The organism is Halomonas sp. GFAJ-1, assembly GCF_000236625.2.
GTDB lineage: Bacteria > Pseudomonadota > Gammaproteobacteria > Pseudomonadales > Halomonadaceae > Vreelandella.
On record NZ_AHBC01000004.1, the window covers coordinates 54,329 to 74,562 of the forward strand.

Sequence of the window (20,234 nt, forward strand, 5' to 3'; positions counted from 1 at the left end):
CGCTCCTATTCTGGTGTGGTACCGAGGCGTTGAGTCATTAAACGGCGTTGTTTCATGTAGCTATAAATACTGTAAATGACAGAAACAACCGCCAGTGTTAGTAAAAGAGCTGAAATTGGCCTTGTGAAAAACAGCGTCCAATCAGTACTGGTTTGGAAAGCTCTTCTTAAGTTGGTTTCCGCAATAGGCCCTAATACAACGCCTAGTACCAACGGGGCGAGTGGGTAGTCGAGCTTTTTAAGGAGGTATCCCACTGCACCTATGCAAGCGAGCAGATAAAGGTCAGATAAGCGATTATTCAAGGTGTAAGTACCAATGGCGCAACACGCTAATACTGCTGGAACTACAATATATTTAGGTACGTTTAACAGACGTAAGAACGCGCGCATTAAAACTACGCCAATAAATAGCATGAAAACAGAGGCAATCGCCATGGCAATAAACATGCTATATACCAAATCGGGGTGATCAAGGATTAAGCGTGGCCCAATACTAATGCCATGTACCATTATAGCGGCCATAAGAACCGCATCGGCCGGAGACCCTGGTATACCCAATGCTATTAAAGGTATTAGGCTGCCGCCGACTGTTGATGAGTTACCCGATTCAGAGGCTACAACACCTTCAGGTTCTCCTTTGCCAAACGTTTCTGGGTGTTTTGAAGCCCGCTTAGCTTGATCGTAAGCTAGAAGGTTTGAAATGGAACTGCCCGCACCGGGGACGGCACCAATAAATACACCTAGTAGTGATGATCTTATTACGTTGACTGGCTTTAACATTATGTCTTTGACAGTTTGCCAAAGATGAGGGCGCATATCGCCGCTAATCAGTGTGCTAGACGCTTGCTGTTTGCCTGCGGTATTAGGCTCTAATTCTGAGAGTAACTGGCTCATGGCGTACATGCCTATCAAGACCACCAGGAACGGTATGCCTGCTGTCAAAATTTCATAGCCAAAGGTAAATCGTTCACGCCCCATGAGAGGGTCGGGCCCTATAGTAGCGATACCAATACCTATAAGGCCGGCAATTAAACCTCGGATAAGAGAATCACCCACTAGGCTAGCGATAATAGTCAACGCAAAAATGATAAGCGCAAAATATTCCCAGGGGCCTAACTTAACGGCCAGGAGCGCAAGAGGGGGAGCAGCAACGATTAGTACAGCAATAGAAATGATTGAACCCACAAATGAGGCCAATAACCCAAGCGATAGCGCTTTTCCGGGTTTGCCTTGCCTAGCCATAGGAAATGCATCAAACGTTGTCGCGACTGATGAAGGGGTTCCTGGTATACCCAACAGTGCAGCACTATATAGGCCCCCGCTTAATCCACCCACATAAACCGATAACATAACTGCAATACCCTGCATGGGGGGCATCGCAAATGTGAGCGGCAGCGTAAGAACGATCGCCATGGTAATGGTAAAACCAGGGATTGCAGCGGCAACGATACCTGCAAACGTTGCTACTGCCATAAGTAATAGCGTATAGGGTTCTGTTACGCCCCCTAGCGCGATGAGAAAAGCGTCAGTCATAATTCACCTTACCATTGAGCACGGGGAAGATAGATGCTGAAGACCTCTGAAAATAAATAGTAAGGCCCTGCAGAAAAAAGAATGGCGACGAAAATGACAATAGGTACTGTAATTGGCTTTTTGGGCGCCAAATAAAATTGAGCCGCGACTAAGTAAGTAAAAGTGCTAATAATAAATCCAGCAAAAGGCATTGCTATCATGTAAGTAATGAAAAAAGCTAGATTAATAATGACCGATTTAAGCGAAACTAGTCTTTTCCAGGCAATGCTAAAAGCCGTAAGCGGAAAACCATGCTTTGTTATGTCAGAAATAGCCGCTATTACGCAAAGCACCACGATGCCTAAAAAAACTATTTGTGGAAAAGTGCCTGCATTCATTGGCTCCCAACGAGAGGCCGGCAAAGAGCCGGCCTTGAAGGCCATGAATAATGCACCGAGGGCGATAATTAGATAAGAAAGCAGCTGTAAAGCAGGAATTAAAGCTGCCTCTGAACTTCTACGCTCCATAATGGCCTCCTAATGAACGCGATATTACCTCAGTCAAGGAGGTGGGCGTTATTTCCAATAATCTCATTGTTGCGCTCTAGATACGCGGTATAGTCTTCACGATTAAGGTAACGTACGCTTCCCCCTACGTTTTCTATATCGGTTTGGAAACCTTCGCTAACAGCAACATTTGCAAGCGCACTTTCAAGCCTCTCAATAATTGATTCTGGCGTGCCTTTAGGCACTACAATGCCTCGCGTTACCAAAAACTCAAGGTCATGACCTAGCTCTTGAAGCGTCGGAGTGTCAGGTAGTTCTTCAATACGCTCATTGGTTGCGGCTGCCAACACATTTAAGTCGCCATTTTCAACAAATGCTCGGGCAGAATAATAATCTTCAATAGCAGCGGTAATATGTCCGCCTGCGAGTGCACGTAAACGCTCGCCGGTGCCTTCATAACCTACGTAGCCGAACTGCGTATCAGTAGACTCCTCAAACTGTACGGCCCATAGATGAGGGATGCCTCCTAGCGTAACCCCCATACGGTACTCACCAGGACTTGCTTTAACATCTTCAAGCATGTCATCAAGCGTTTCCCAGCCAGTATCTGCGTTTACTACGATGACTGAGTTATCACTGGTCATCATTGAAACAACATCAAAATCATCCCAATTAAGCTCAGTAACGCCTGAATGGTGAGCAATTAATAAACCCTCATGTATTTGCGTAATAGTGTAGCCATCATTGGCACGGCGTGACGCTTCACGTAAGCCTACTGTGCCACTAGCACCGGGCATATTAATAACGGGTATTGCTTGTTCAAACTCTGCTTCAAGGTGTTTGCTGACAATGCGCATTAATAGATCACTGCCTCCACCAGGCCCCCACGGTACGATAAATTCGATCGGCTTATTGGGATAGTCATCTGCCGCTAAAAGTGACATGGGGAGAAACATTGAGGCTGCAAGTGTAGTGGCGGTAAATATAGCTTTTAATTTCATCAGTAGGCCCATTCGTTGTGTGTTGTTTAAGGTCTTTATTGTATGTTTCTGGTACAGCTAATACTTTTTATGTGCTAGTGGATGTTCAAGAAAGAAAAAGCCCTCCGTAAACTAATGCACCCATAACCACAAAGGCGGGATGCGTTTTAAAGCGAATCAATGCAATTGCTGCTACGATGCCGATAATCAGCGTGTGTATGGCTCCACTGGTAGTAACGCTTTCGAGTAAAAAGCCTAAGGTTAACCACGCCATCATCATCGCGATGACCGGGCGAACCCATTGGCTCATCCGTTTGACCCGGGGGGAGTCTCGATGGCGATAGAGCAACCCAAGCGCCCCTAGCATCAGTAATAGTGAGGGAATGACAGTCGCCGCAACGGCAATCAACGCACCGCCTATGCCTGCTACTTCATAACCGATATAGCCTGCCATTTTGGTGGCAATTGGGCTGGGAAGCGCGTTGCCGAGAGCCAGCGTTTCGGCAAAGCCTTGTGCTGACATCCAGCCATAGCGACCCACCACCTCCGCTTCAATAAGCGGAATAATCGCCGGGCCGCCGCCATAACCAATAATGTTGGGAATAAAAAAAGCTAAGAACAGCTCCCAATAGATCATGCTGAGCCCTCCGCCGGTTTTTTATGCGTGGGCCGAAGCAGGGCTGTTAGCAGAATGGCGCCAATCACCCAGCCTGGGTGTACGCCCAGCCAATAAATAATGGCACCGGCAGCGACTGCCATGACAGCACTTGCCAGCCAGCCTAGCGCTGCCTGTGATTTGTCGAAAAAATCCCAGGTCAGCTGTCCCATCATAACCATGACGACCGGAATCACGGCCTGCCCCATGCCCCGTATCCAGCCTACGTCGCGGTAGCGGCTAAAAATGCCTAACATCACAATCATGGCCACCACCATGGGAAAAATAGTCGCGAGTACCGCAATGACGCAGCCGCTGGTTCCTGCTACGCGATAACCAATATATCCAGGCATTTTTGTCGCAATAGGCCCAGGCAAGGTGTTCGCAATCGCCAGTACATCGGCAAATTCTTCATCGGTGAGCCATTGATGGCGTGTTACAACTTCTGCACGTACCAGCGGTATCATGGAAGGGCCGCCGCCAAAGCCAAAAATCCCGACGCGGAAAAAGGCCCACAAAAGTGCGGTTTGCTTCATTTTCCAGGTGCCTGTAGAGGAAGCTGTGTGAGAAAAAACGCTGCATCAGAAATCATCGAAATGCCTGTTTATCGTTTGTAAGTTAAAAAATCGATTATTTTGTCTAAAATAGAATATAGGTGAGCCTTGTAAGAGGCGTCAACATCTACATGAAGAATCTCCGTTAACCGATGCATTGCGTAAGGCACGCAAAAGGACTCCGGCATGAACAAGCATATCCAGCTCCCTACCGGTAAGGCATCTAGCCCCATTTACGATCTACTGCACAGAGATTTGGTGGGGGGGCGCTTTAAAGCAGGGGAAAAATTGGCGATTAATGCGCTAAAAGAGCAGTACCAAGTAGGGCTTAGCCCGCTGCGTGAAGCGCTCAACAAACTGGCGGCGTATGGCTTGCTAGAGCAAGAGAATCAACGTGGCTTTAGAGTGCCCAAGCTCTCCCGTGATGAGCTGGATGATATTGCCCAGATGCGCACCGAGCTTGAAGGTATGGCGCTTGAGCGTGCCATTGCCCAAGGGGATGCCCTATGGGAGGCAGATTTATTAGCTGCCGCCCATCGGCTAAAGCGTGCGGATATTACGCTGGATAAAGGGGAAGAGTGGGAGCGCCTGCATACTCAGTTTCATCGAACGCTAGTGGCGCCCTGTGGCTCGGTGTGGCTACTGCGCTTTATTGAGCAGTTACACGACCAGTTTGATCGTTATCGGCGGTTAGGGCCAAAAATGCCGACCATCCGCCAAGCACTGGATGATCAGCACCATGAATTAGTGGAGCTGGCGCTTCAACGCGATGCAGCCGCCGCACGAGCGCTAATGGACGACCATATTCACAAGTCTTATGAAGTGGCGCTGGCACGTTACCAAGAGCATGCCTAAAGCCAAGACAGCGGTTGCCAGGTAAACTCGCCTTATCTGAGAGATTTCGCCCTTAATTCAGTACCGAAGGTATGAGTCGTCATGCAAGTAACAGACAGCACCATTATCGAACAGACGTTGGCATGGGTACGCAGCTTTATTGTGGAGCACAATATTTGTCCCTTTGCTAAGCGCGAGTTAGAGAATGGCAGTATCCGCGTGGAAGTCGTGCGCTCAAAAAAAATGGAAGTCGCCCTGGAAGAGTTAGTGGCTGAGATTGAGTGGCTAAATGAGCACCCTGAAACCGAGACCACGCTCTTGGTATTTCCCACGTTGTTTAAAAATTTCGACCACTACTTAGATTACGTTGAGTTCGCGGAAAGCCTGCTAGAAGAGCAGGGCTATGACGGTATCTATCAGTTAGCCACGTTTCACCCAGATTACTGCTTTGCTGATGCCGAACCGGAAGACGCTTCGAATTACACCAATCGCTCGCCCTATGCGATGGTGCACCTGTTGCGCGAAGCAAGCGTTGAAAAAGCGATCGCTTTTTATGGCGATACGGCACTGATCCCTGAGCGTAATATTGCCCACTTAACCGCCATGGGCAGCACTGCTGCCGAAGCGACGTTACAGCGTTGTTTCAATGCGCCTCTTCATAAATGATAAGGAGATGTTTTCCCTGGTGTTTGGCTTGATAAAGCGCGGCGTCTGCCCGCTGAAATACTTGGCTAATGGCATGACCATGTTGGGACCAAATGGCGGCTCCTAAGCTGCATCCTACCTGTGCGGTTTGCCCATCAGGTAGGGGCGCCAGCTTAGCAATATGGGTAAGTAAACGCTGACTAATGTTTTTAGCAAGAGAGGCGCTGTAGGCCTGAAAGGTTTATGGGCATAGGGCACTAAAAGAAGTAGTCGGTATATGTGTTTTACCCTATCGTAGTTTTGGTATTTGTACGAATGAGGAAGGAAAGGCTATGGCAGTGCAAGCGCGCACATTGGATGGCGTGGAAGGCAGTTAAGCGTAAGCCGAGGCTGACAGCGTTTTATACATCACATGCGTATCGACCAAGCCCAGCGTGGCGTGGCGGTAAGCGTTGGGCACCGTGCCCACAATATGAAAACCTAACCGCTGCCATAGCTTCACAGCCACCTGATTACTGGCTACTACTGCATTAAACTGCATGGCTTCGAAGCCCGCTTCTACAGCCAACGCTTGGGAGTGTTCGCACATGACTTTGGCAACCCCTTTGCCGCGTGCTTGTGGCGTCACCATATAGCCACAGTTGCATATGTGTTTACCGGGGCCTGCGGCATTGGCTTTTAAATAATAAGCGCCCAGCAGTTGGTTTTCCTCATCTTTAACCGCGATGCTGTAAAGCGGTGTTTGGCACCATAACGTAAAAGCATTTTCATACGTGATGTTAGGGTCTATCGCGTAGGTTTCTTGTGCCGCTACAATGGCCTGAAATGTTGGCCAAAACTCACTGAAGTCTTCCGAGGTCATTGGCGTAAATGCGTGAGATTGCATGGGCAGTGTTTCCGTAAAACGGTTATCTAGATAACAAAAGCATGGCGTACGTTAGTATACTCTGATGTGTTTATAGGGCCCCATCATGACAATAGAAAGTGCACTGACCTATTTTTTAGCGATTTTTATTTTTGCGGTCACGCCAGGCCCCGGCATTTTTGCGCTGTTGGCGAAGGGAATGGCTGCGGGCACTCGACCATGCATACCGCTGGCGCTTGGCATGACGGCAAGTGACATTATTTATCTGCTACTGGCGTTTTATGGCTTGGCAGCGTTGGCCGAAAACTGGGGTGAGGCGTTCACCCTGTTGCGTTATGTGGGGGCTGCTTATCTGTTTTATCTTGGCTGGCAGATGTGGACAGCTGAGGTGACGAACAATGCGTTAGCGTCGGCCCACTATGACAATAGCGTGTCTACCCGCGATATTCTCAAGAGCTTTATGCAAGGCTTCTTAATTTCGGCGTCTAACCCAAAAGTAATTCTATTTTATATTGCGTTCTTACCCACCTTTATTGATCTCACCGTGCTTAACCGAAGTGATATGTTCCTCGTAGTGGGCTTAACGTTAGTAGGGTTAATGATGGGCTTAATGCTGGTGGCCTCGTTTGCCTCCTCTGCTCGACGGTTCTTTCAGTCAGAGCGTGCTCAAAGAGGCACCAACCGGACCGCAGGCTCGCTTATGGTGGCGGCAGGTGCCTTTCTGATTGCCAAAGGGTAGGGCGCGGGCGCGTTAAGAATAGCCGCTTAGCGGGCTACGTCCGCAACGATTTCATAGCTGCGCAAGCGTTCTTTATGATCGTAAAAGTCGCTATTAATCATGAGTTCATCCGCGCCAGTGCGTGCTTGGAATTCTTCAAGCTCTGCTTTAACCGTCGCTGGCCCACCAATAATGGCTGCGCCTAAAAACTGGCTGACCTGAGCCTGCTCAACCGGTGACCAGTCTAGCTGCTCAACCGGTGGCAGCGACTGCGTAGGCTTGCCGCGGATAAGGTTAAGAAACTTCTGCTGCGCGGTGGTGGCTAGGTAATGCGCCATCGCATCGCTTTCAGCCGCCATAACAGGTAGGCCCACCATGGCATGCGGTTTACTTAGGTGTTCAGAAGGGCGGAAGTTGTCGCGATAGAGCCGCAGTGCTTCAAATAAGTAGCCCGGCGCAAATTGGGCCGCAAAGGCAAAGGGTAGCCCTAGTTTAGCGGCCAACTGTGCGCTATAGCCACTAGAGCCGAGTAGCCAGATGGGTACGTGAGTGCCTTGGCCTGGAACGGCTTTTACGCGTTGATGAGGGTCTGCATCGCCTAAATAGCTGCGTAGCTCATTAAGCAGCTGTGGAAAATCATCGACCCCCGCGTGAGCATTCCTGCGCATGGCCTGCATGGTTGCGCCATCAGAGCCAGGGGCACGGCCTAAGCCTAAATCAATACGGCCGGGGTAGAGCGTTTCGAGCGTGCCAAACTGCTCCGCAATCACCAGCGGCGGGTGGTTAGGCAGCATGATACCGCCGCTACCAACGCGAATGGCTGAGGTCTGCCCAGCAACGTGACCAATCAGGACGGCGGTGGCAGCGCTGGCGATGCCCGCGATATTGTGGTGCTCAGCCAGCCAGTAGCGGGTATAGCCAAGTTGCTCTGCTCGCTGCGCCAAGGCAATGCTGTTATCGAACGTTTCAGCGGCGTTGCCGCCTTGACGAATGGGCGCTAAATCCAGCACAGAAAGTGCAGTGGTAGCGAGTTGGCTCATGGGTCACCTGCAAGACGGAACGTGTGGCGCGCTAAACTAATTAGCACGCTTGGTAATAGAGCGTTATGTGGGCATTTGCAGGCAATTACAAGTCATAAGCGTTCGAGCGACTTATTCCATTGGCGGCGTGGGGCGAATAAGTATCTCGTTAACATCTACATGGGCGGGCTGGGAGAGGGCATAAACCACGGCATTGGCAATATCACGGTCTTCAAGGGAATATTCAGGTGGCTCATCGAAAAATGGCGTATTCACCATTCCTGGCTCTATCAACGTGACGCGCATGCCAGTGCCGCGCAGCTCCTCACGTAAGTTGTAACCAATGCCTGTAACAGCCCATTTGGTCGCGCTATACATAGAGCCAGGAATGGTGGTGCGTCCCGCTGCTGAACCGGTTAAAAGCACGTGTCCCTTGCAGCGTTTTAGCTCGGGTAGGCAGGCTTGCAGGGTTAGCCCTACGCCGTAGATGTTAGTCATGATCATCTGTTGCCATGCAGTGTGATCAGCACCGCTAAAGCCGCCGGTAGAACCGCCGCGTCCGGCATTGGCAAAAACGGCATCCAGCCGACCAAAGGTCTCAATGGCTTGCTCTACCATCGCCTGCTGCTGGGCCATGTCGGTGACATCCACTTCGCAGGTAAGGACTTTTTCTGGGCCTAGCTCTTCAGCGAGTGCTGTTAACTTAGTGGTTGAACGGGCGACAAGTACGAGTTTGTAACCTTCACGTGCGGCTGCGCGTGCGGTAGCAGCACCGATGCCGCTTGAGGCACCTGTGATCAAAAGTACGCGGTGACGCATTGGGGGCGCTCCTTGTTCATTCAAGTAATGGGCTGCTTCATGCCTGAATAATTAGAATGGTCAATGAGCGCTAATCTTGCAAATAGTGCGGGCCCTTGCCATCAGCGCGTGCGGGTTTCCGGTTTTCGCGTCAGCACGATAGAAAGGTCGAGAATTGATTGCGCCATGTCGGCCATACTTTTGCTTTGATCCATTGATGTTTTACGCAGAAAACGGTATGCCTCCTCTTCAGTCATTTCCTGATGAGCCATAATGAGCCCTTTGGCCCGCTCAATCAGTTTGCGTTCACGTAAGGCTTTACGGGTGTTTTCCAGCTCATCGCTAAGGCCTTGTAAGCGGCGTGAATGGGCATGGGTTAGTTCAATTAACGAACGTCCAAGCGGTGAGGTTAATGCACTGGCGGTAAGCTCTCCTAAAGGGTAGGTGTCGTTTAACGCTAGCAGCTGCTCACAAGGGGCAGGAGTGTGCTGGCAAGGCTGTGCTTTAAGCTGTTCAAGGGTAGCCTGTGCCTGTTCGATTTTGCGGTGGCATAGAATGGTTAACTGTTGGTTGAGGCTATTCTCAATCTCCTTAATCGTGTCGATACGTAGCGTTGTCAATGCGTACCAGGTTTCACCCAGCGGTGCCGTTTCATTATTTGAAGGGCGGATGCGCTGGCAGGCAATATCGCGAAGCTGATTAATGCCACAAAGCGCGCGTGTCGACATCGCTTCTTGCCAGAGAAGCTGGGCCTCGGCATTGGCAAATTCTACAAAAGTATTGAAGCAGCGCTGTTGATCATGCACCAGCTGATTCAGTAGCTCGCGATGGGCCTTATCAAAATGTCCATGGGTAAAACCGTAGGCGCCGCATGCTCGCTCTTGGCCTGCCAGCTCCTTCCCCTGCATTAAGTGAAATATGGCCACTAGCGCTTTGGTAACATCTACGTCTGCTGCAGTGTCTGCAGCTTCAAACACAATCGCGAGCAAGCCGCTAATTAAGTGGTTAAAGGCCTGGGTAGCGGAGTCGGGGGTGATGGCAAACGTATCAATGGCGCAGCGCAAGGTTTCAAGCTCGTCGAGTGCGAGCCACACCGTTGCAATTCGTCTAAGCAGACGAGCGGCCGCTTGCGGTTTGGCCTCGTGACTGAGGGCCTCAAGCCGCTGGCGCATTAAGATCTCAGCTTCTTGGCTCTCTTGCAAATACGCCATGCGCCGGGTTTTGAAGCGCTTTCCCTTTGAGACGAGGTAGATGGTTGAGGCGCCTCGTTCGCGCTGAAGGACGTGAATAAACCGGCTAATATCACCGACGATGTCTGAGGTGGTCGCCAAGTGGCGCAGGTTGTCGATATCGCAACGCAGGGCGGTTAAGAGTAACTGTTGGGCTGAAGACATAACGGTTTCCTTGTTGCTCGCCGCCTGACATAAATTGCCCCGCAGCTAAGCTGCGGGGGGAACGTTAACGCAGTGAAAGGGCGTCTGCGCCGGTTTCTTCACCTACCGCGTCACGGTAGGCCTGCGCCTCTTTAGCTTCCGTAGCATCGCTAAAGCGTACCAGCAGTACGCAAGAGGCGAGTACTAACACGGTAAGGCCTAGGTAAAAAAGCCCTTGTTGGTAGCTGATATTTTCGTTGCGAAAGAGAAAAGCAGCGCAAACAGCGCCCACATTACCGCCTGCGCCCACAATGCCCGCCACAGCGCCTAGCGCTTTCTTATTGATAAACGGTACTACCCCGTAAGTGGCCCCTTCGGCCATCTGCACAAACAGGCTGAACACCAGCATGATGCCTATGGCTAGGCTTAATATGTGCATTTGTGAAAAGGCAATTAGCGCGATACCTTCGCAAATTAAGGCAATGAATAACCAGCGTACCCGGCCTTTCAACCCTGCGTGTTTAGCAAATAAGTCGGAAAAGATGCCACCCAAGGTGCGAGCGAAGATATTCATCAGGCCAAAAAGCCCAGCAATCATGCCCGCCGTGGCAAGGGTTAAATCGAAGTGGTCAAAGAAGTAGATGGCCGCGATATTATTGATGGTCAGCTCAACCCCAAAACAGAGTCCGTAGACAACAAATAACGCCCATACTCGAATATCTTTCGCCGCGGCTAAAAAGCTCTGAGTTGCGCCGTTTTCCCCCGTGGCTTCGGGGAGCTCGCCCCGGGCGCGTAGCGCGTCAAAGTTGCCGTTCGGCGCATCTTGCGTGAAAAGCCAGTAGCCGATGCCGGTGCAAAACATCACAACGCCGGGTACCACCATGGCAAGCCGCCATCCCAGTGTTTCGCTCACGCCAAGCATTAAAAGGCCGGCGAATATCAGTGGCATCAGAATTTGGGTCGTGCCACCCCCTAAGTTGCCCCATCCCGCGCTAGTGGCATTGGCGGTACCCACTACATTAGGCGCAAACATCATGGTGGTGTGGTACTGGGTAATAACAAACGAGGCACCGATAGCGCCAATGGCCAAGCGGGCTAACAGGAACGTTTCGAAACTGTTGGCAAAACCAATGCCCATCACGGGGATCGAGCCCAGCAGAAGTAGCCCGGTGTAGGTTTTACGTGGCCCTAACTTGTCGCACAGTACGCCAATCAGTAGGCGCACAATCACGGTAATGGCGACTGATGCAATAATGGTATTGCCGATTTGGGTTTGAGTGAGCGATAGGTCTTCTCGAACGACCGCCATGAGGGGGGCGATACCAAACCAGCCGAAAAAGCAGATATGGAAGGCGAACCATGAAAAGTGAAATGCGCGCATTTGCGGCGTAGAGAAATTTAGCAGCCGAATTCGGTTGGCTTTATTGCGAATATCCATGGAAGGCCTCTCTGGGGTTAGAGCGAGTTTGCCAACACGTGAAGCGCTTCTCTAAAAGACGCTACGTAATTGACGAGAACATGCCTTCTTCTTTGAAGGTCAGGTTCGACGCACTCGTACCCACTGGGCCTGGTCCACGCCTACCACCATTAGTGGTAGGAAAAGCAATTAATCCGCCAAATGTTACTTTTATTAATCAAAACAATTGGTTGTAGTTGTTTTTTTAAGTTGGGTTGAAAATAACGTTATTTTTGTAAGCATAAAAAACGGTTTCTGCCCCACGGTGGGGCGGAGTCAGCGACGTTTGCAACACGCTAGTGCCATTTATTCGTTCAGGTACACAGCGTCGATATCCAGCGATGAGTAATTACCCAATGCCTCAAAGTGTTCAGCAAGCCAGCGATCGGCAGCGTCACGACCCTGTTCAAACAGGTGGCAGAGGAAAGCCCACTCAGAGTTCATTTTGCTGGATACGGAAAGGGCTTCTAATGCGTGTTCGCCGCTAATACGATGAAACAGTGCCTGCTGATAGCTATTCTGGATACCTTGCTCTTCCAAAGCGCTTTTCAGTAGCGCAATCATGCGGATCTCTTTTATTAGCGACGCATTAAAGGTGATTTCATTGAGTCGATTCATAATAGCTGAAGCAGATGTGGGAACATCGTCTCGGCTTATGGGGTTAATCTGCACCAGCATGATATCCCGTGCACTACACTCTTCCATTAATGGAAAAAGCGCTGGATTACCCATGTAACCGCCATCCCAGTACGCTTCACCGTCTATTTCTACTGCTTGAAAAACAAAGGGGAGGCAGGCAGACGCCATCACGGCGTCGACGCTCATCTCTTCACGCCGGAACACGCGCTGTTTACCCGTGCGTACATTGGTTGCGGCAACAAATAATTTGAGCTTTTCGCAGCGTCGGACACGCTCAAAATCGATGTGCTCAGCCACAATGTCCCGCAGTGGATTGATATTGAGTGGGTTAAATTGGTAAGGCGAAACCAGACGGCTCATGAGATCCATTGCAATGTAGCCAGGCGAGTGATCTAGGCTCCAGTTGCCAGTGAGTACATCTAATGGGGAGCGGCGGATGGGGCTTGACATGCCAGCACGACTAACAGCCTGCCAAAAATCGCGGAGCGCTTTACGCGCTGTCTCTTTATCACCACGGGTGAGGGCGTCGGCCATTACGACACCATTCATGGCGCCTGCGCTGGTGCCACTAATACCCTCGATTTCAATGCGGTCATCCTCTAACAGGCGGTCAATAACACCCCAGGTGTAAGCACCGTGGGAGCCGCCTCCTTGCAAGGCAAGATCTAGCTTTTTGATCTGCACTATATAGCCTCTTACTGAATGTGTTTGGGAAGATTATTACGTCTTCAGCATGGCACAAATGCCAATGCTATGCGCACTCAGCAGGTAATGAGGTTTCAAGGAGCATCGGCTAGGGGGGAGCGATAGCCCGTGGCAAGCGGCACTTCATACACTGCATACTCAATTAGCTGGTCTAGCTGCTGTACTAATTGAAGGCTCGCTTCTTCCATCAGGGCAAGCGATGCCAACTGTCCGGTATGGTCGCCTTGTCGAGCAAAGCGTAGTGCTTCTAAGCCACTTTCATGGAAGCGGCGATGGGGGCCGGCTAAGGCACGGTAAGCGGCGGTCTTTTGGTAGCGTTTTCCATCGCCCAGGTAGTACCACTGGCCAAGGGTGCAGTGTTGGTGATCTTCGATTGTTTCATCGAGCTGTGCCGAAAGCAGCTGCTTATACAAGCGGCTTTTCCAGGCAGCGTGCTCAAGTTTTGCAGCGTGCAAGCACGCTGTTGTGGTGCTGTGGTGAATAACCTTATACATATGACGTGCTTGGTCGGTTAACTGCTCTATAACCTGCTCGGCCTCTTGCGCTGCTTGGGTTAACGTTTGGGTGACCTGGCACTGTTGGGCTGCTGCTTCGGTATCTTGTTGTAGTTGGGTGGCGATCTGTTCAGCGCACTGGTCTAGTTGTCGGGATAACCGCTGGGTATATTCGGCCAACCGCTCCATATCTTGCACAACGGCAGCCATGCTAGGTGATGGGGAGTCGGAGTGGGCAACCTCAAGAGCCGCGCTCATCGCCAATGCCCTTGTGTGGCCTGCACTGCGCGCTAGTGTAACGCTGAGTTGACGAATATCGTGCAGCGCCGGTTTAGTGGTAACCGAGCCTGTTGAAGGTGAGGCTGAGGGCTGGCAATGACACTGGAACTTCAGCATTTGTGCGGTGTATTCGGCGTGATGCAGGCGCGTAAACATATCGGCCAGAGTGGCCCGCTCAGCCGCCAGTTGACCCGCGTGAGCCTCCATGCCCTGGCTGATAGACGCCAGCATATCCGCTCCTTTAGCTTGAAGCATGCTCAATGACTCAACCGGGGTCATTAAACTAAGGGCACGGCAGCTGTGGGATACTCTTTCGGCATCCAACTGCCCTTGGAGGTCAGTGACTTCCTGCTCTAAACGGCGAATGGTTTGATAGGGACGCATAAAAGCAAACATGACCACACCTGCAAAGTAGAAATATGTTTGTGCTGTTTTGTCACAAATTATTGCAGAGTGTTTTATTGCTTGCTTGGTTTAACTTGGGTTAATGAGCAAATTCAGCCGCTGTTTAGTTGTATAGTGGGAAGCGCTGTACAGGTATCTCAGCTGTTAGCACCGTCTTATTTGTGATTAACGCTGCGCCAGCTGCGGGTGCTCGGTGGTGCAGCGAAGGTAAGCTGAGGTAGCGAGCCACTCTTCATCGGGATAATAAGCGAACACATACTGATTCTCTTTCAGGCTGTCGATAAGCGGGTAGGTAATCTCTTCGCGTACGGCGGGGCAGCCTTGGCTACGACCTAGCCGACCTGTTTGCTCAATAAAGTCCTCGCTGACGTAATTGGCACCATGGATCACAATAGCTCGCTCAAAGGCGAGGTTATTGACGTTGGCTTCCAAACCGTCAAGACGCAGCGAGTAGCCATTGCGCCCATAGTAGCTGTTCATGGTGCGAAAGAGGCCAATGCTGGACTGGTGGCTCTCTGGCGTGTTGGAAAAGACCTCTGCTACCGCATCCCCTGAGCCTTGCCCATGAGAAACCAGCTCTTCAAACAGCAGCGCATGCTGGTGGAGGTCGAAGACCCACATGCGTGGTTCGGTGGAGGGCAGCGAGTAATCAATCACTGCTAAGCGTTCAGCAGACGGCTCTGCGCAGCTTAGCGCTTGTGCTGCAAGCCGCAGCGCTTCAGGGGTGGCGGTGGGGGCTAGCTGCAGTAACTGATGATGCAAGGTGGACACCCCGTGCGGTGGTGCAGACGCTACCTGAGCCAAAAAGCTGGCTGCTTGAAGGGGCAGGCTAAATAGCAAAACGGGCAAGGAAAACAGCGTAGTAGAAAGACATGAGCGAGGTAACATAGAGCGTAATCCTGGAATAGATAACGGGATGAATGTAAGTAAGCAGCTATTATAAAGTTAAGCGTACCGACCGGGATCTACAGGTATAGCGATTCAGCATAGTAACGCAAGGAGGGGTGATGAACGAGAAGCCGCTACTAAGACGATGGGCGATGGGCGCAGCGCTATGTTTGGCGCTAACCCAATCGCCTTACGCGCTCACCACTGCTTATGCATCATCAGGTAATGCACCGCTGCAGCAAGCATTGGCGCAGCAGTTAGCTGAAACCAGTCACCGCCTACCTGTGGCGGCGTTCTATCAACACAAAGAGGGCGAGCCTGCGTGGCAAACAAAAGCGGCCGTTGAGGCATTAGTCAGTGCGCTAAATAGCCTTGAAAGTGATGGCTTAACCCCCAGAGATTACGCTGCGCATACGTTGCTCGACGATTTTCACTTTAGCCAGCAAGCGGGAGAGTCGGCCCAGGCGAGGTTTGAACTCAAGGCGACCCAGTCACTTCTTCTAGCGTTAGATCACCTTGGTCGTGGCAAGGTAGACCCGCGTGATATGGAAACCAACTGGGAACTGCCGCGTCCGGAAAACCGTTACTCCATGCTGCGTGTTGTACACGCGGTTGAGGACAGTGACATAGAGCGTGCCCTCACTTTAGCCCGTCCCACCACCCCCGCATATGCTCAGCTCCGCGAGATGCTAAGCCAGTATCGCCATCTCGAATCCCAAGGCAGTGCCCCCCATTTAGCCGGTAGAGAAACGTCGTTGCGCCGAGATGATACAGGTGACGATGTGGCCGTACTGCGCCAGCGGCTGGCGCTATGGGGAGATGCTGGCTTATTGGCTGCTGATAGCAGTGCGTATCCCATGATTGGGGTTCAGTCTTCCGTTCGTGACCCCCGCCACTTTGATGCTGAGCTTGAAAGCGCCGTTAAACGCTTCCAGCGACGTCACCAGCTGCAAGCCGATGGCATTGTGGGCGAGCAAACACGCTTAGCCCTGAACACACCGGTGGGCTCACGGATTGATCAATTGCGGGTGAATTTAGAGCGGGCGCGTTGGATTGGGACAAACCTCACGTCCGAGCCGCAGGTGTGGGTAGACATTGCTGGCTACCGTCTGCACTACCTCCGGCCTAACGGCGAGCGCTGGGATGCCCGGGTAGTGGTAGGTACCCCGCGGCGTGAAACGCCCATTATTCACTCTTCTATAAGCCACTTAACGGTTAACCCTAGCTGGACAATTCCCCCGACCATTATGCGTGAAGATGTCTTGCCCCGGGTGCGGCAGGATCCCAGCTATTTAGCGCAGCAGAATATTCAGGTATTAAGCCATAGTGGCGAGCGCCTAGATGCAGATACCATTGATTGGCAGCGCCCAGGCGGCGTTATGCTGCGCCAAGTGGCAGGTCGATCTAATCCCCTTGGCCGCGTGGTGGTCCGCTTCCCAAATAACGATATGATTTACCTTCACGATACACCGGCGACAGGCTTGTTTCAGCGGCAGCAGCGGGCGCTCAGCTCTGGCTGTGTGCGGGTGGAGGGCGTGTTAGAGTTTGCGCAAATGTTGCTGCAGGACAGCGGCAGCCGTCACCAGCTCTCTTCGCTGATGAACAGTAGCGCCAGTGACCGTAATGTTAATCTGCCACAGCGTATCCCGGTCGCGTTGCACTATCTCACGGCTTGGCCAAATGCCCAGGGGGAGGTGGAATTTCGTGATGATATTTACCGCCGGGATGCGCTGTTACTCAGTGCTTTGGCGAAAACTAGCTAGTGCTTCTTAATATCGCGTTACTTCGTGTCTCAGGTTATGACGTGACGAGAGCCAGTAGTTTTACCCGCTATAAACCATAAACGCCGCCCACTAGGGGCGGCGTTTATGCTAGCTATTTATACACCAGTTGCTTATTGGCTACTCTCTTCACGCTGGTAACCGGCTACGTTAACGGGGCCTGTCTCGCCACTTTCAAGTGCTGCAAGTACCGGCTCAGCGTGGCGCTGGAACGCAATCAGCGTATCACCGCTTAGGCTAGTGTTCTCAGGCAGGTCCACGGTCATGGCGTTAACCGGCGTATTATTGACGATGACTTCGTAGTGAAGGTGAGGGCCGGTGCTACGCCCAGTGTTGCCGGAAAGGGCGATACGCTCACCCATTTCTACACGCTCACCTTGGCTGACGAGAGGTCGAGACAGGTGTAAATAACGTGTCCGGTATCCGTTGTCATGGCGAACCACAATATAGCGGCCTGCGGCGTGGTGGTTGCCTACGCGCTCAACTCGACCGTTTGCAGGTGCAATGATTGGCGTGCCAATTGGCATCGCAAAGTCGGTTCCATTATGAGGGCTAACGCGACCAGTCACCGGGTGCAAGCGGCGAGGGTTAAAGTGGGAGCTAAGGCGATAGTTGCCTTCAAACGGATAACGGGCGAAAGCTGGATCCAGGCTGTTGCCTTCCGGCGTATAAAAATTATTGTCGGTGGCGTTACGCACGACCGTTAAATCCATACGCTCGCCGTCGTATTTAACGGCCAGTACGCGGGAGTCGAGCGTTTCTCCGCCGATCATGTCCGACTCAACGAGCACCTGGAAACGGTCGCCCCGGCGGCTATCACGACGAAAATCGAGTTTCTTTTCAAGCAACCGAGTAAGCTCGGTAACGGAACTGCTGGTTAGGCCGGTTGCCTGAGCGGAGCGCGCAAAGCTACCGCTTACGCTGCCCGCGTAGAGGCGCTGCACAGGCTCGCCCTGGCGCTCGATTGTGGTAACGGCGTACTGCTCTTCTTCACGCTCTAATAAGACGCCGTCGCGGGCGTTTTTCATCATGCGTAGTGAAAGCAGGCGCTGATTTTCGTCCAGCTGATAATCGAAGCTATTACCTGCGCGCCAGTGAGTTAGCATGCGTGGGTCGGGCAAATCCTCAAGCAGCGCTAGCACTTCGCTATATCCAAGACCTAGCTTATTTTGCGCGAGTACTGCGAAGGTTTCACCAGACTCAACAATGTGCGTTTTCCACTCAGGAACGAAGGGCTCTTCTGCTGCTAATTCGAACTCGAGGAAAGAGATATCATCAAATAAGCCGTAGTCTTCGTAGGAAGTAGCATCAGCGATTTCGACTGAAGAGGCGTCGATATTGAGCATGCCACTAGACAGCGTGCCTAGTACAACAGCCATATGCAGAGCGCCGTCATCCAATTTAGCCATGGGGCTTTCACTGGTCGTCGATGCCTCAGCGCTAGCAATTACGTTCAGATCTATATCTAGGTCGATAATTTCTGTAGCGGCTAAGTCGCTCAGCGGGATGTGGTCTCGGGTCGCGTCGATTGCGCGGGAGGCGCGGCCGATCGCTTCTGCAACGGGTGCTCTCTCTTGGCGTAGCGATGGTACGCCCGGCGCAGAATCACTGGGCAGCGGAACTAATACGCTCTCCAGTGGGGTGTTAGGCTGGTTCAAGTCATTGTAAGTCGTTATTAGCTTTTGTGTGCCCAGCACAGTGACCATAGTGGCCACGGGTAACAGTAATAATTTATGCGTGCGGGGCAGCGAATGAAGGATTCGCAACATGGGTAAATGGACCGCCAGATTCGTGTAAAAAAAGTAACATAAAAGTGAATAAGCCCGAGAACCATACCCCAACGAGGTTGGGGTGAATAGACTGTATATCTATCCACAAAATATACTTCCGGCAAAATGCGAAAGTATTAAGCAGAAATTACAATTTTTGAACACTGTTTGCTAACAAAAGTAACCAATTAGCAGGCGCACTAAATGGTCAGTTTTACATTATTTTCCAGACCAGGACGACGCTGGACGTTAAAGGCGTATTTATTAATGCCCAGGATTGTTGTCTCTTCTGTTACTTGACCGATTGGCGATAATTTTTTTCAAGCAGGTACTTTTTTTAATTTCCTGGCATTCTAGTACGGTTTTTTCGAAGATTAAGCGGATTATTTCGCTGTCTAGCGTCGAGGAAATCGAAATGTCTCGGGTAACACTTGCACAATGGCAGATGCTGGCCGCTGTGGTTGATCATGGTGGGTTTGCGCGTGCGGCAGAAGCCGTTCATAAAAGCCCTTCAACGCTTAACCATGCAGTACATAAATTAGAAGAGCAGCTAGGTGTACAGGTATTAGAGCCTGTGGGTAGGCAGGTTCGCCTTACAGAGGCGGGTGAGTTACTGCTGCGCCGCGCGCGCCAGTTAATCGAAAGCGCTGACACACTTGAAGATGTGGCATCGCGGTTAGCGGCTGGCTTGGAAGCCGAAGTCGTCGTGGCTATTGATCAGGTTTTTCCAGCGGCTGCTCAAGCCAAAGCGCTTGAGCGCTTTTCAGAAACCTATCCCCAGGTTCGTGTTCAGCTACATGAAAGCGTCCTCAATGGGGGGATCGAGATGCTCTACGATGGCCGGGCTGACTTGGTCGTATCGGGCATAGAAGCGCAGGGTTTTTTAGGAGAGCCCTTGGCATTCGTGCGATTTGTGGCCGTGGCTCACCCAAAGCACCCGCTTCATCAGCTAGGGCGCCCGCTGGATTTACGCGATTTATCACAGCACCGTCAACTGGTCGTGCGTGACTCCGCGTTGCGTCAATCAACGAACGCAGGATGGTTAAAAGCCGAGCAGCGCTGGACAGTGAGCCATCTTAATACCTCACTGGATATGCTTAAGCGAGGGCTGGGTTTTGCTTGGATGCCTGAAACCCGCATTGTGGATGATCTTAGGAGTGGGCAGTTAAAACGGCTGCCGCTTGCGGCAGGTAGTATTCGTGAAGTGCCGGTGCAGATGATTTTTCGAGACCGGGATCGGGCTGGCCCAGCCGCCCACGCGATGGCGCAAGCGCTGAAGCAGGCGGTCAACGAGGAGTGCCCTAACGATTCGATTCCCTCGAATGAAACGCCGTAAAACATCCGCTTGAGCATACAGGGG

Annotated in this window: 20 protein-coding genes; 5 read left to right on the forward strand and 15 right to left on the reverse strand. The window is 51.6% G+C overall.

Annotated features, from left to right (window positions below; all coding sequences use genetic code 11):
- Positions 1 to 5: 5 nt before the first annotated feature.
- From MOY_RS01555 to MOY_RS01575, 5 genes are all read right to left on the reverse strand, one after another.
- The gene (locus MOY_RS01555) at positions 6 to 1,532 is read right to left on the reverse strand and encodes a tripartite tricarboxylate transporter permease (RefSeq protein WP_009095773.1); all 1,527 of its coding nucleotides are present in this window, start codon (positions 1,530 to 1,532) and stop codon (positions 6 to 8) included.
- Positions 1,533 to 1,540: 8 nt separating this feature from the next.
- Positions 1,541 to 2,038: a tripartite tricarboxylate transporter TctB family protein gene (locus MOY_RS01560; RefSeq protein WP_009095775.1), complete on the reverse strand. Its 498-nt coding sequence runs from the start codon at positions 2,036 to 2,038 to the stop codon at positions 1,541 to 1,543.
- Positions 2,039 to 2,067: 29 nt separating this feature from the next.
- Complete coding sequence (locus tag MOY_RS01565; RefSeq protein WP_009095778.1) at positions 2,068 to 3,018, reverse strand: tripartite tricarboxylate transporter substrate binding protein; 951 nt, start codon at positions 3,016 to 3,018, stop codon at positions 2,068 to 2,070.
- 85 nt (positions 3,019 to 3,103) lie between these two features.
- Positions 3,104 to 3,634: a chromate transporter gene (locus MOY_RS01570; protein WP_009095780.1), complete on the reverse strand. Its 531-nt coding sequence runs from the start codon at positions 3,632 to 3,634 to the stop codon at positions 3,104 to 3,106.
- A complete protein-coding gene (locus MOY_RS01575) occupies positions 3,631 to 4,188 on the reverse strand; it encodes a chromate transporter (RefSeq protein WP_009095782.1) in 558 nt (185 codons plus the stop codon). The genes MOY_RS01570 and MOY_RS01575 overlap by 4 nt, the downstream gene beginning before the upstream one ends.
- Positions 4,189 to 4,392: 204 nt before the next feature.
- Between MOY_RS01575 and MOY_RS01580 the strand changes: the two genes are divergently transcribed.
- Positions 4,393 to 5,061 (forward strand): GntR family transcriptional regulator, encoded by a 669-nt coding sequence (locus MOY_RS01580; protein WP_009095784.1) that lies wholly within the window; start codon positions 4,393 to 4,395, stop codon positions 5,059 to 5,061.
- 81 nt (positions 5,062 to 5,142) lie between these two features.
- The gene (locus tag MOY_RS01585) at positions 5,143 to 5,706 is read left to right on the forward strand and encodes a DUF1415 domain-containing protein (RefSeq protein WP_009095786.1); all 564 of its coding nucleotides are present in this window, start codon (positions 5,143 to 5,145) and stop codon (positions 5,704 to 5,706) included.
- Here the strand turns inward: MOY_RS01585 and MOY_RS16805 are convergent.
- Together MOY_RS16805 and MOY_RS01590 are read right to left on the reverse strand one after the other, a co-directional pair.
- Positions 5,684 to 5,890 carry a diguanylate cyclase domain-containing protein gene (locus MOY_RS16805; RefSeq protein WP_082429660.1) on the reverse strand — a complete coding sequence of 69 codons (207 nt, stop codon included), beginning with the start codon at positions 5,888 to 5,890 and terminating at the stop codon, positions 5,684 to 5,686. The two genes, MOY_RS01585 and MOY_RS16805, sit on opposite strands and share 23 nt — an antisense overlap.
- Positions 5,891 to 6,058: 168 nt before the next feature.
- Positions 6,059 to 6,571 (reverse strand): GNAT family N-acetyltransferase, encoded by a 513-nt coding sequence (locus tag MOY_RS01590; protein ID WP_009095788.1) that lies wholly within the window; start codon positions 6,569 to 6,571, stop codon positions 6,059 to 6,061.
- 85 nt (positions 6,572 to 6,656) lie between these two features.
- On the opposite strand from MOY_RS01590, the gene MOY_RS01595 reads away from it, so the two are divergent.
- Positions 6,657 to 7,289 (forward strand): LysE family translocator, encoded by a 633-nt coding sequence (locus MOY_RS01595; protein ID WP_009095790.1) that lies wholly within the window; start codon positions 6,657 to 6,659, stop codon positions 7,287 to 7,289.
- Between the two features lie 26 nt (positions 7,290 to 7,315).
- Here MOY_RS01595 and MOY_RS01600 read toward each other — a convergent pair whose 3' ends face one another.
- From MOY_RS01600 to MOY_RS01630, 7 genes are all read right to left on the reverse strand, one after another.
- Positions 7,316 to 8,308: an LLM class flavin-dependent oxidoreductase gene (locus MOY_RS01600; RefSeq protein ID WP_009095792.1), complete on the reverse strand. Its 993-nt coding sequence runs from the start codon at positions 8,306 to 8,308 to the stop codon at positions 7,316 to 7,318.
- A gap of 111 nt (positions 8,309 to 8,419) precedes the next feature.
- Positions 8,420 to 9,106, reverse strand: a complete 687-nt coding sequence (locus MOY_RS01605) for an SDR family oxidoreductase (protein WP_009095793.1) — start codon at positions 9,104 to 9,106, stop codon at positions 8,420 to 8,422.
- A gap of 101 nt (positions 9,107 to 9,207) precedes the next feature.
- Complete coding sequence (locus tag MOY_RS01610; protein WP_009095797.1) at positions 9,208 to 10,479, reverse strand: nitrate regulatory protein; 1,272 nt, start codon at positions 10,477 to 10,479, stop codon at positions 9,208 to 9,210.
- 64 nt (positions 10,480 to 10,543) lie between these two features.
- Positions 10,544 to 11,896: an MFS transporter gene (locus MOY_RS01615; protein ID WP_009095800.1), complete on the reverse strand. Its 1,353-nt coding sequence runs from the start codon at positions 11,894 to 11,896 to the stop codon at positions 10,544 to 10,546.
- Positions 11,897 to 12,220: 324 nt separating this feature from the next.
- The gene (locus MOY_RS01620; RefSeq protein WP_035539754.1) at positions 12,221 to 13,240 is read right to left on the reverse strand and encodes a patatin-like phospholipase family protein; all 1,020 of its coding nucleotides are present in this window, start codon (positions 13,238 to 13,240) and stop codon (positions 12,221 to 12,223) included.
- Between the two features lie 92 nt (positions 13,241 to 13,332).
- Positions 13,333 to 14,427, reverse strand: a complete 1,095-nt coding sequence (locus MOY_RS01625; RefSeq protein WP_009095804.1) for a CZB domain-containing protein — start codon at positions 14,425 to 14,427, stop codon at positions 13,333 to 13,335.
- 174 nt (positions 14,428 to 14,601) lie between these two features.
- Positions 14,602 to 15,324 (reverse strand): murein L,D-transpeptidase catalytic domain family protein, encoded by a 723-nt coding sequence (locus MOY_RS01630; RefSeq protein ID WP_009095806.1) that lies wholly within the window; start codon positions 15,322 to 15,324, stop codon positions 14,602 to 14,604.
- A gap of 119 nt (positions 15,325 to 15,443) precedes the next feature.
- Here MOY_RS01630 and MOY_RS01635 point away from each other — a divergent pair, with 119 nt between their 5' ends.
- Positions 15,444 to 17,087 carry a L,D-transpeptidase family protein gene (locus tag MOY_RS01635; protein WP_009095808.1) on the forward strand — a complete coding sequence of 548 codons (1,644 nt, stop codon included), beginning with the start codon at positions 15,444 to 15,446 and terminating at the stop codon, positions 17,085 to 17,087.
- 131 nt (positions 17,088 to 17,218) lie between these two features.
- Here MOY_RS01635 and MOY_RS01640 read toward each other — a convergent pair whose 3' ends face one another.
- The gene (locus MOY_RS01640) at positions 17,219 to 18,874 is read right to left on the reverse strand and encodes a peptidoglycan DD-metalloendopeptidase family protein (protein WP_009095810.1); all 1,656 of its coding nucleotides are present in this window, start codon (positions 18,872 to 18,874) and stop codon (positions 17,219 to 17,221) included.
- 415 nt (positions 18,875 to 19,289) lie between these two features.
- On the opposite strand from MOY_RS01640, the gene MOY_RS01645 reads away from it, so the two are divergent.
- Entirely contained in the window at positions 19,290 to 20,210 is a 921-nt protein-coding gene (locus MOY_RS01645) for a LysR family transcriptional regulator (RefSeq protein WP_009095813.1), read from the forward strand.
- Positions 20,211 to 20,234: the final 24 nt, after the last annotated feature.

Excerpts from the sequence above, each read along its gene's own strand:
- MOY_RS01590 (WP_009095788.1), bottom strand. The coding sequence starts at position 6,571 with ATGCAATCTCACGCATTTACGCCAATGACCTCGGAAGACTTCAGTGAG.
- MOY_RS01630 (WP_009095806.1), bottom strand. The coding sequence starts at position 15,324 with ATGTTACCTCGCTCATGTCTTTCTACTACGCTGTTTTCCTTGCCCGTT.
- MOY_RS01635 (WP_009095808.1), top strand. The coding sequence starts at position 15,444 with ATGAACGAGAAGCCGCTACTAAGACGATGGGCGATGGGCGCAGCGCTA.
- MOY_RS01610 (WP_009095797.1), bottom strand. The coding sequence starts at position 10,479 with ATGTCTTCAGCCCAACAGTTACTCTTAACCGCCCTGCGTTGCGATATC.
- MOY_RS01580 (WP_009095784.1), top strand. The coding sequence starts at position 4,393 with ATGAACAAGCATATCCAGCTCCCTACCGGTAAGGCATCTAGCCCCATT.
- MOY_RS01560 (WP_009095775.1), bottom strand. The coding sequence starts at position 2,038 with ATGGAGCGTAGAAGTTCAGAGGCAGCTTTAATTCCTGCTTTACAGCTG.
- MOY_RS01565 (WP_009095778.1), bottom strand. The coding sequence starts at position 3,018 with ATGAAATTAAAAGCTATATTTACCGCCACTACACTTGCAGCCTCAATG.
- MOY_RS01555 (WP_009095773.1), bottom strand. The coding sequence starts at position 1,532 with ATGACTGACGCTTTTCTCATCGCGCTAGGGGGCGTAACAGAACCCTAT.
- MOY_RS01585 (WP_009095786.1), top strand. The coding sequence starts at position 5,143 with ATGCAAGTAACAGACAGCACCATTATCGAACAGACGTTGGCATGGGTA.
- MOY_RS01570 (WP_009095780.1), bottom strand. The coding sequence starts at position 3,634 with ATGATCTATTGGGAGCTGTTCTTAGCTTTTTTTATTCCCAACATTATT.
- MOY_RS01645 (WP_009095813.1), top strand. The coding sequence starts at position 19,290 with ATGTCTCGGGTAACACTTGCACAATGGCAGATGCTGGCCGCTGTGGTT.
- MOY_RS01575 (WP_009095782.1), bottom strand. The coding sequence starts at position 4,188 with ATGAAGCAAACCGCACTTTTGTGGGCCTTTTTCCGCGTCGGGATTTTT.
- MOY_RS01605 (WP_009095793.1), bottom strand. The coding sequence starts at position 9,106 with ATGCGTCACCGCGTACTTTTGATCACAGGTGCCTCAAGCGGCATCGGT.
- MOY_RS01615 (WP_009095800.1), bottom strand. The coding sequence starts at position 11,896 with ATGGATATTCGCAATAAAGCCAACCGAATTCGGCTGCTAAATTTCTCT.
- MOY_RS01600 (WP_009095792.1), bottom strand. The coding sequence starts at position 8,308 with ATGAGCCAACTCGCTACCACTGCACTTTCTGTGCTGGATTTAGCGCCC.
- MOY_RS01640 (WP_009095810.1), bottom strand. The coding sequence starts at position 18,874 with ATGTTGCGAATCCTTCATTCGCTGCCCCGCACGCATAAATTATTACTG.
- MOY_RS01625 (WP_009095804.1), bottom strand. The coding sequence starts at position 14,427 with ATGTTTGCTTTTATGCGTCCCTATCAAACCATTCGCCGTTTAGAGCAG.
- MOY_RS01595 (WP_009095790.1), top strand. The coding sequence starts at position 6,657 with ATGACAATAGAAAGTGCACTGACCTATTTTTTAGCGATTTTTATTTTT.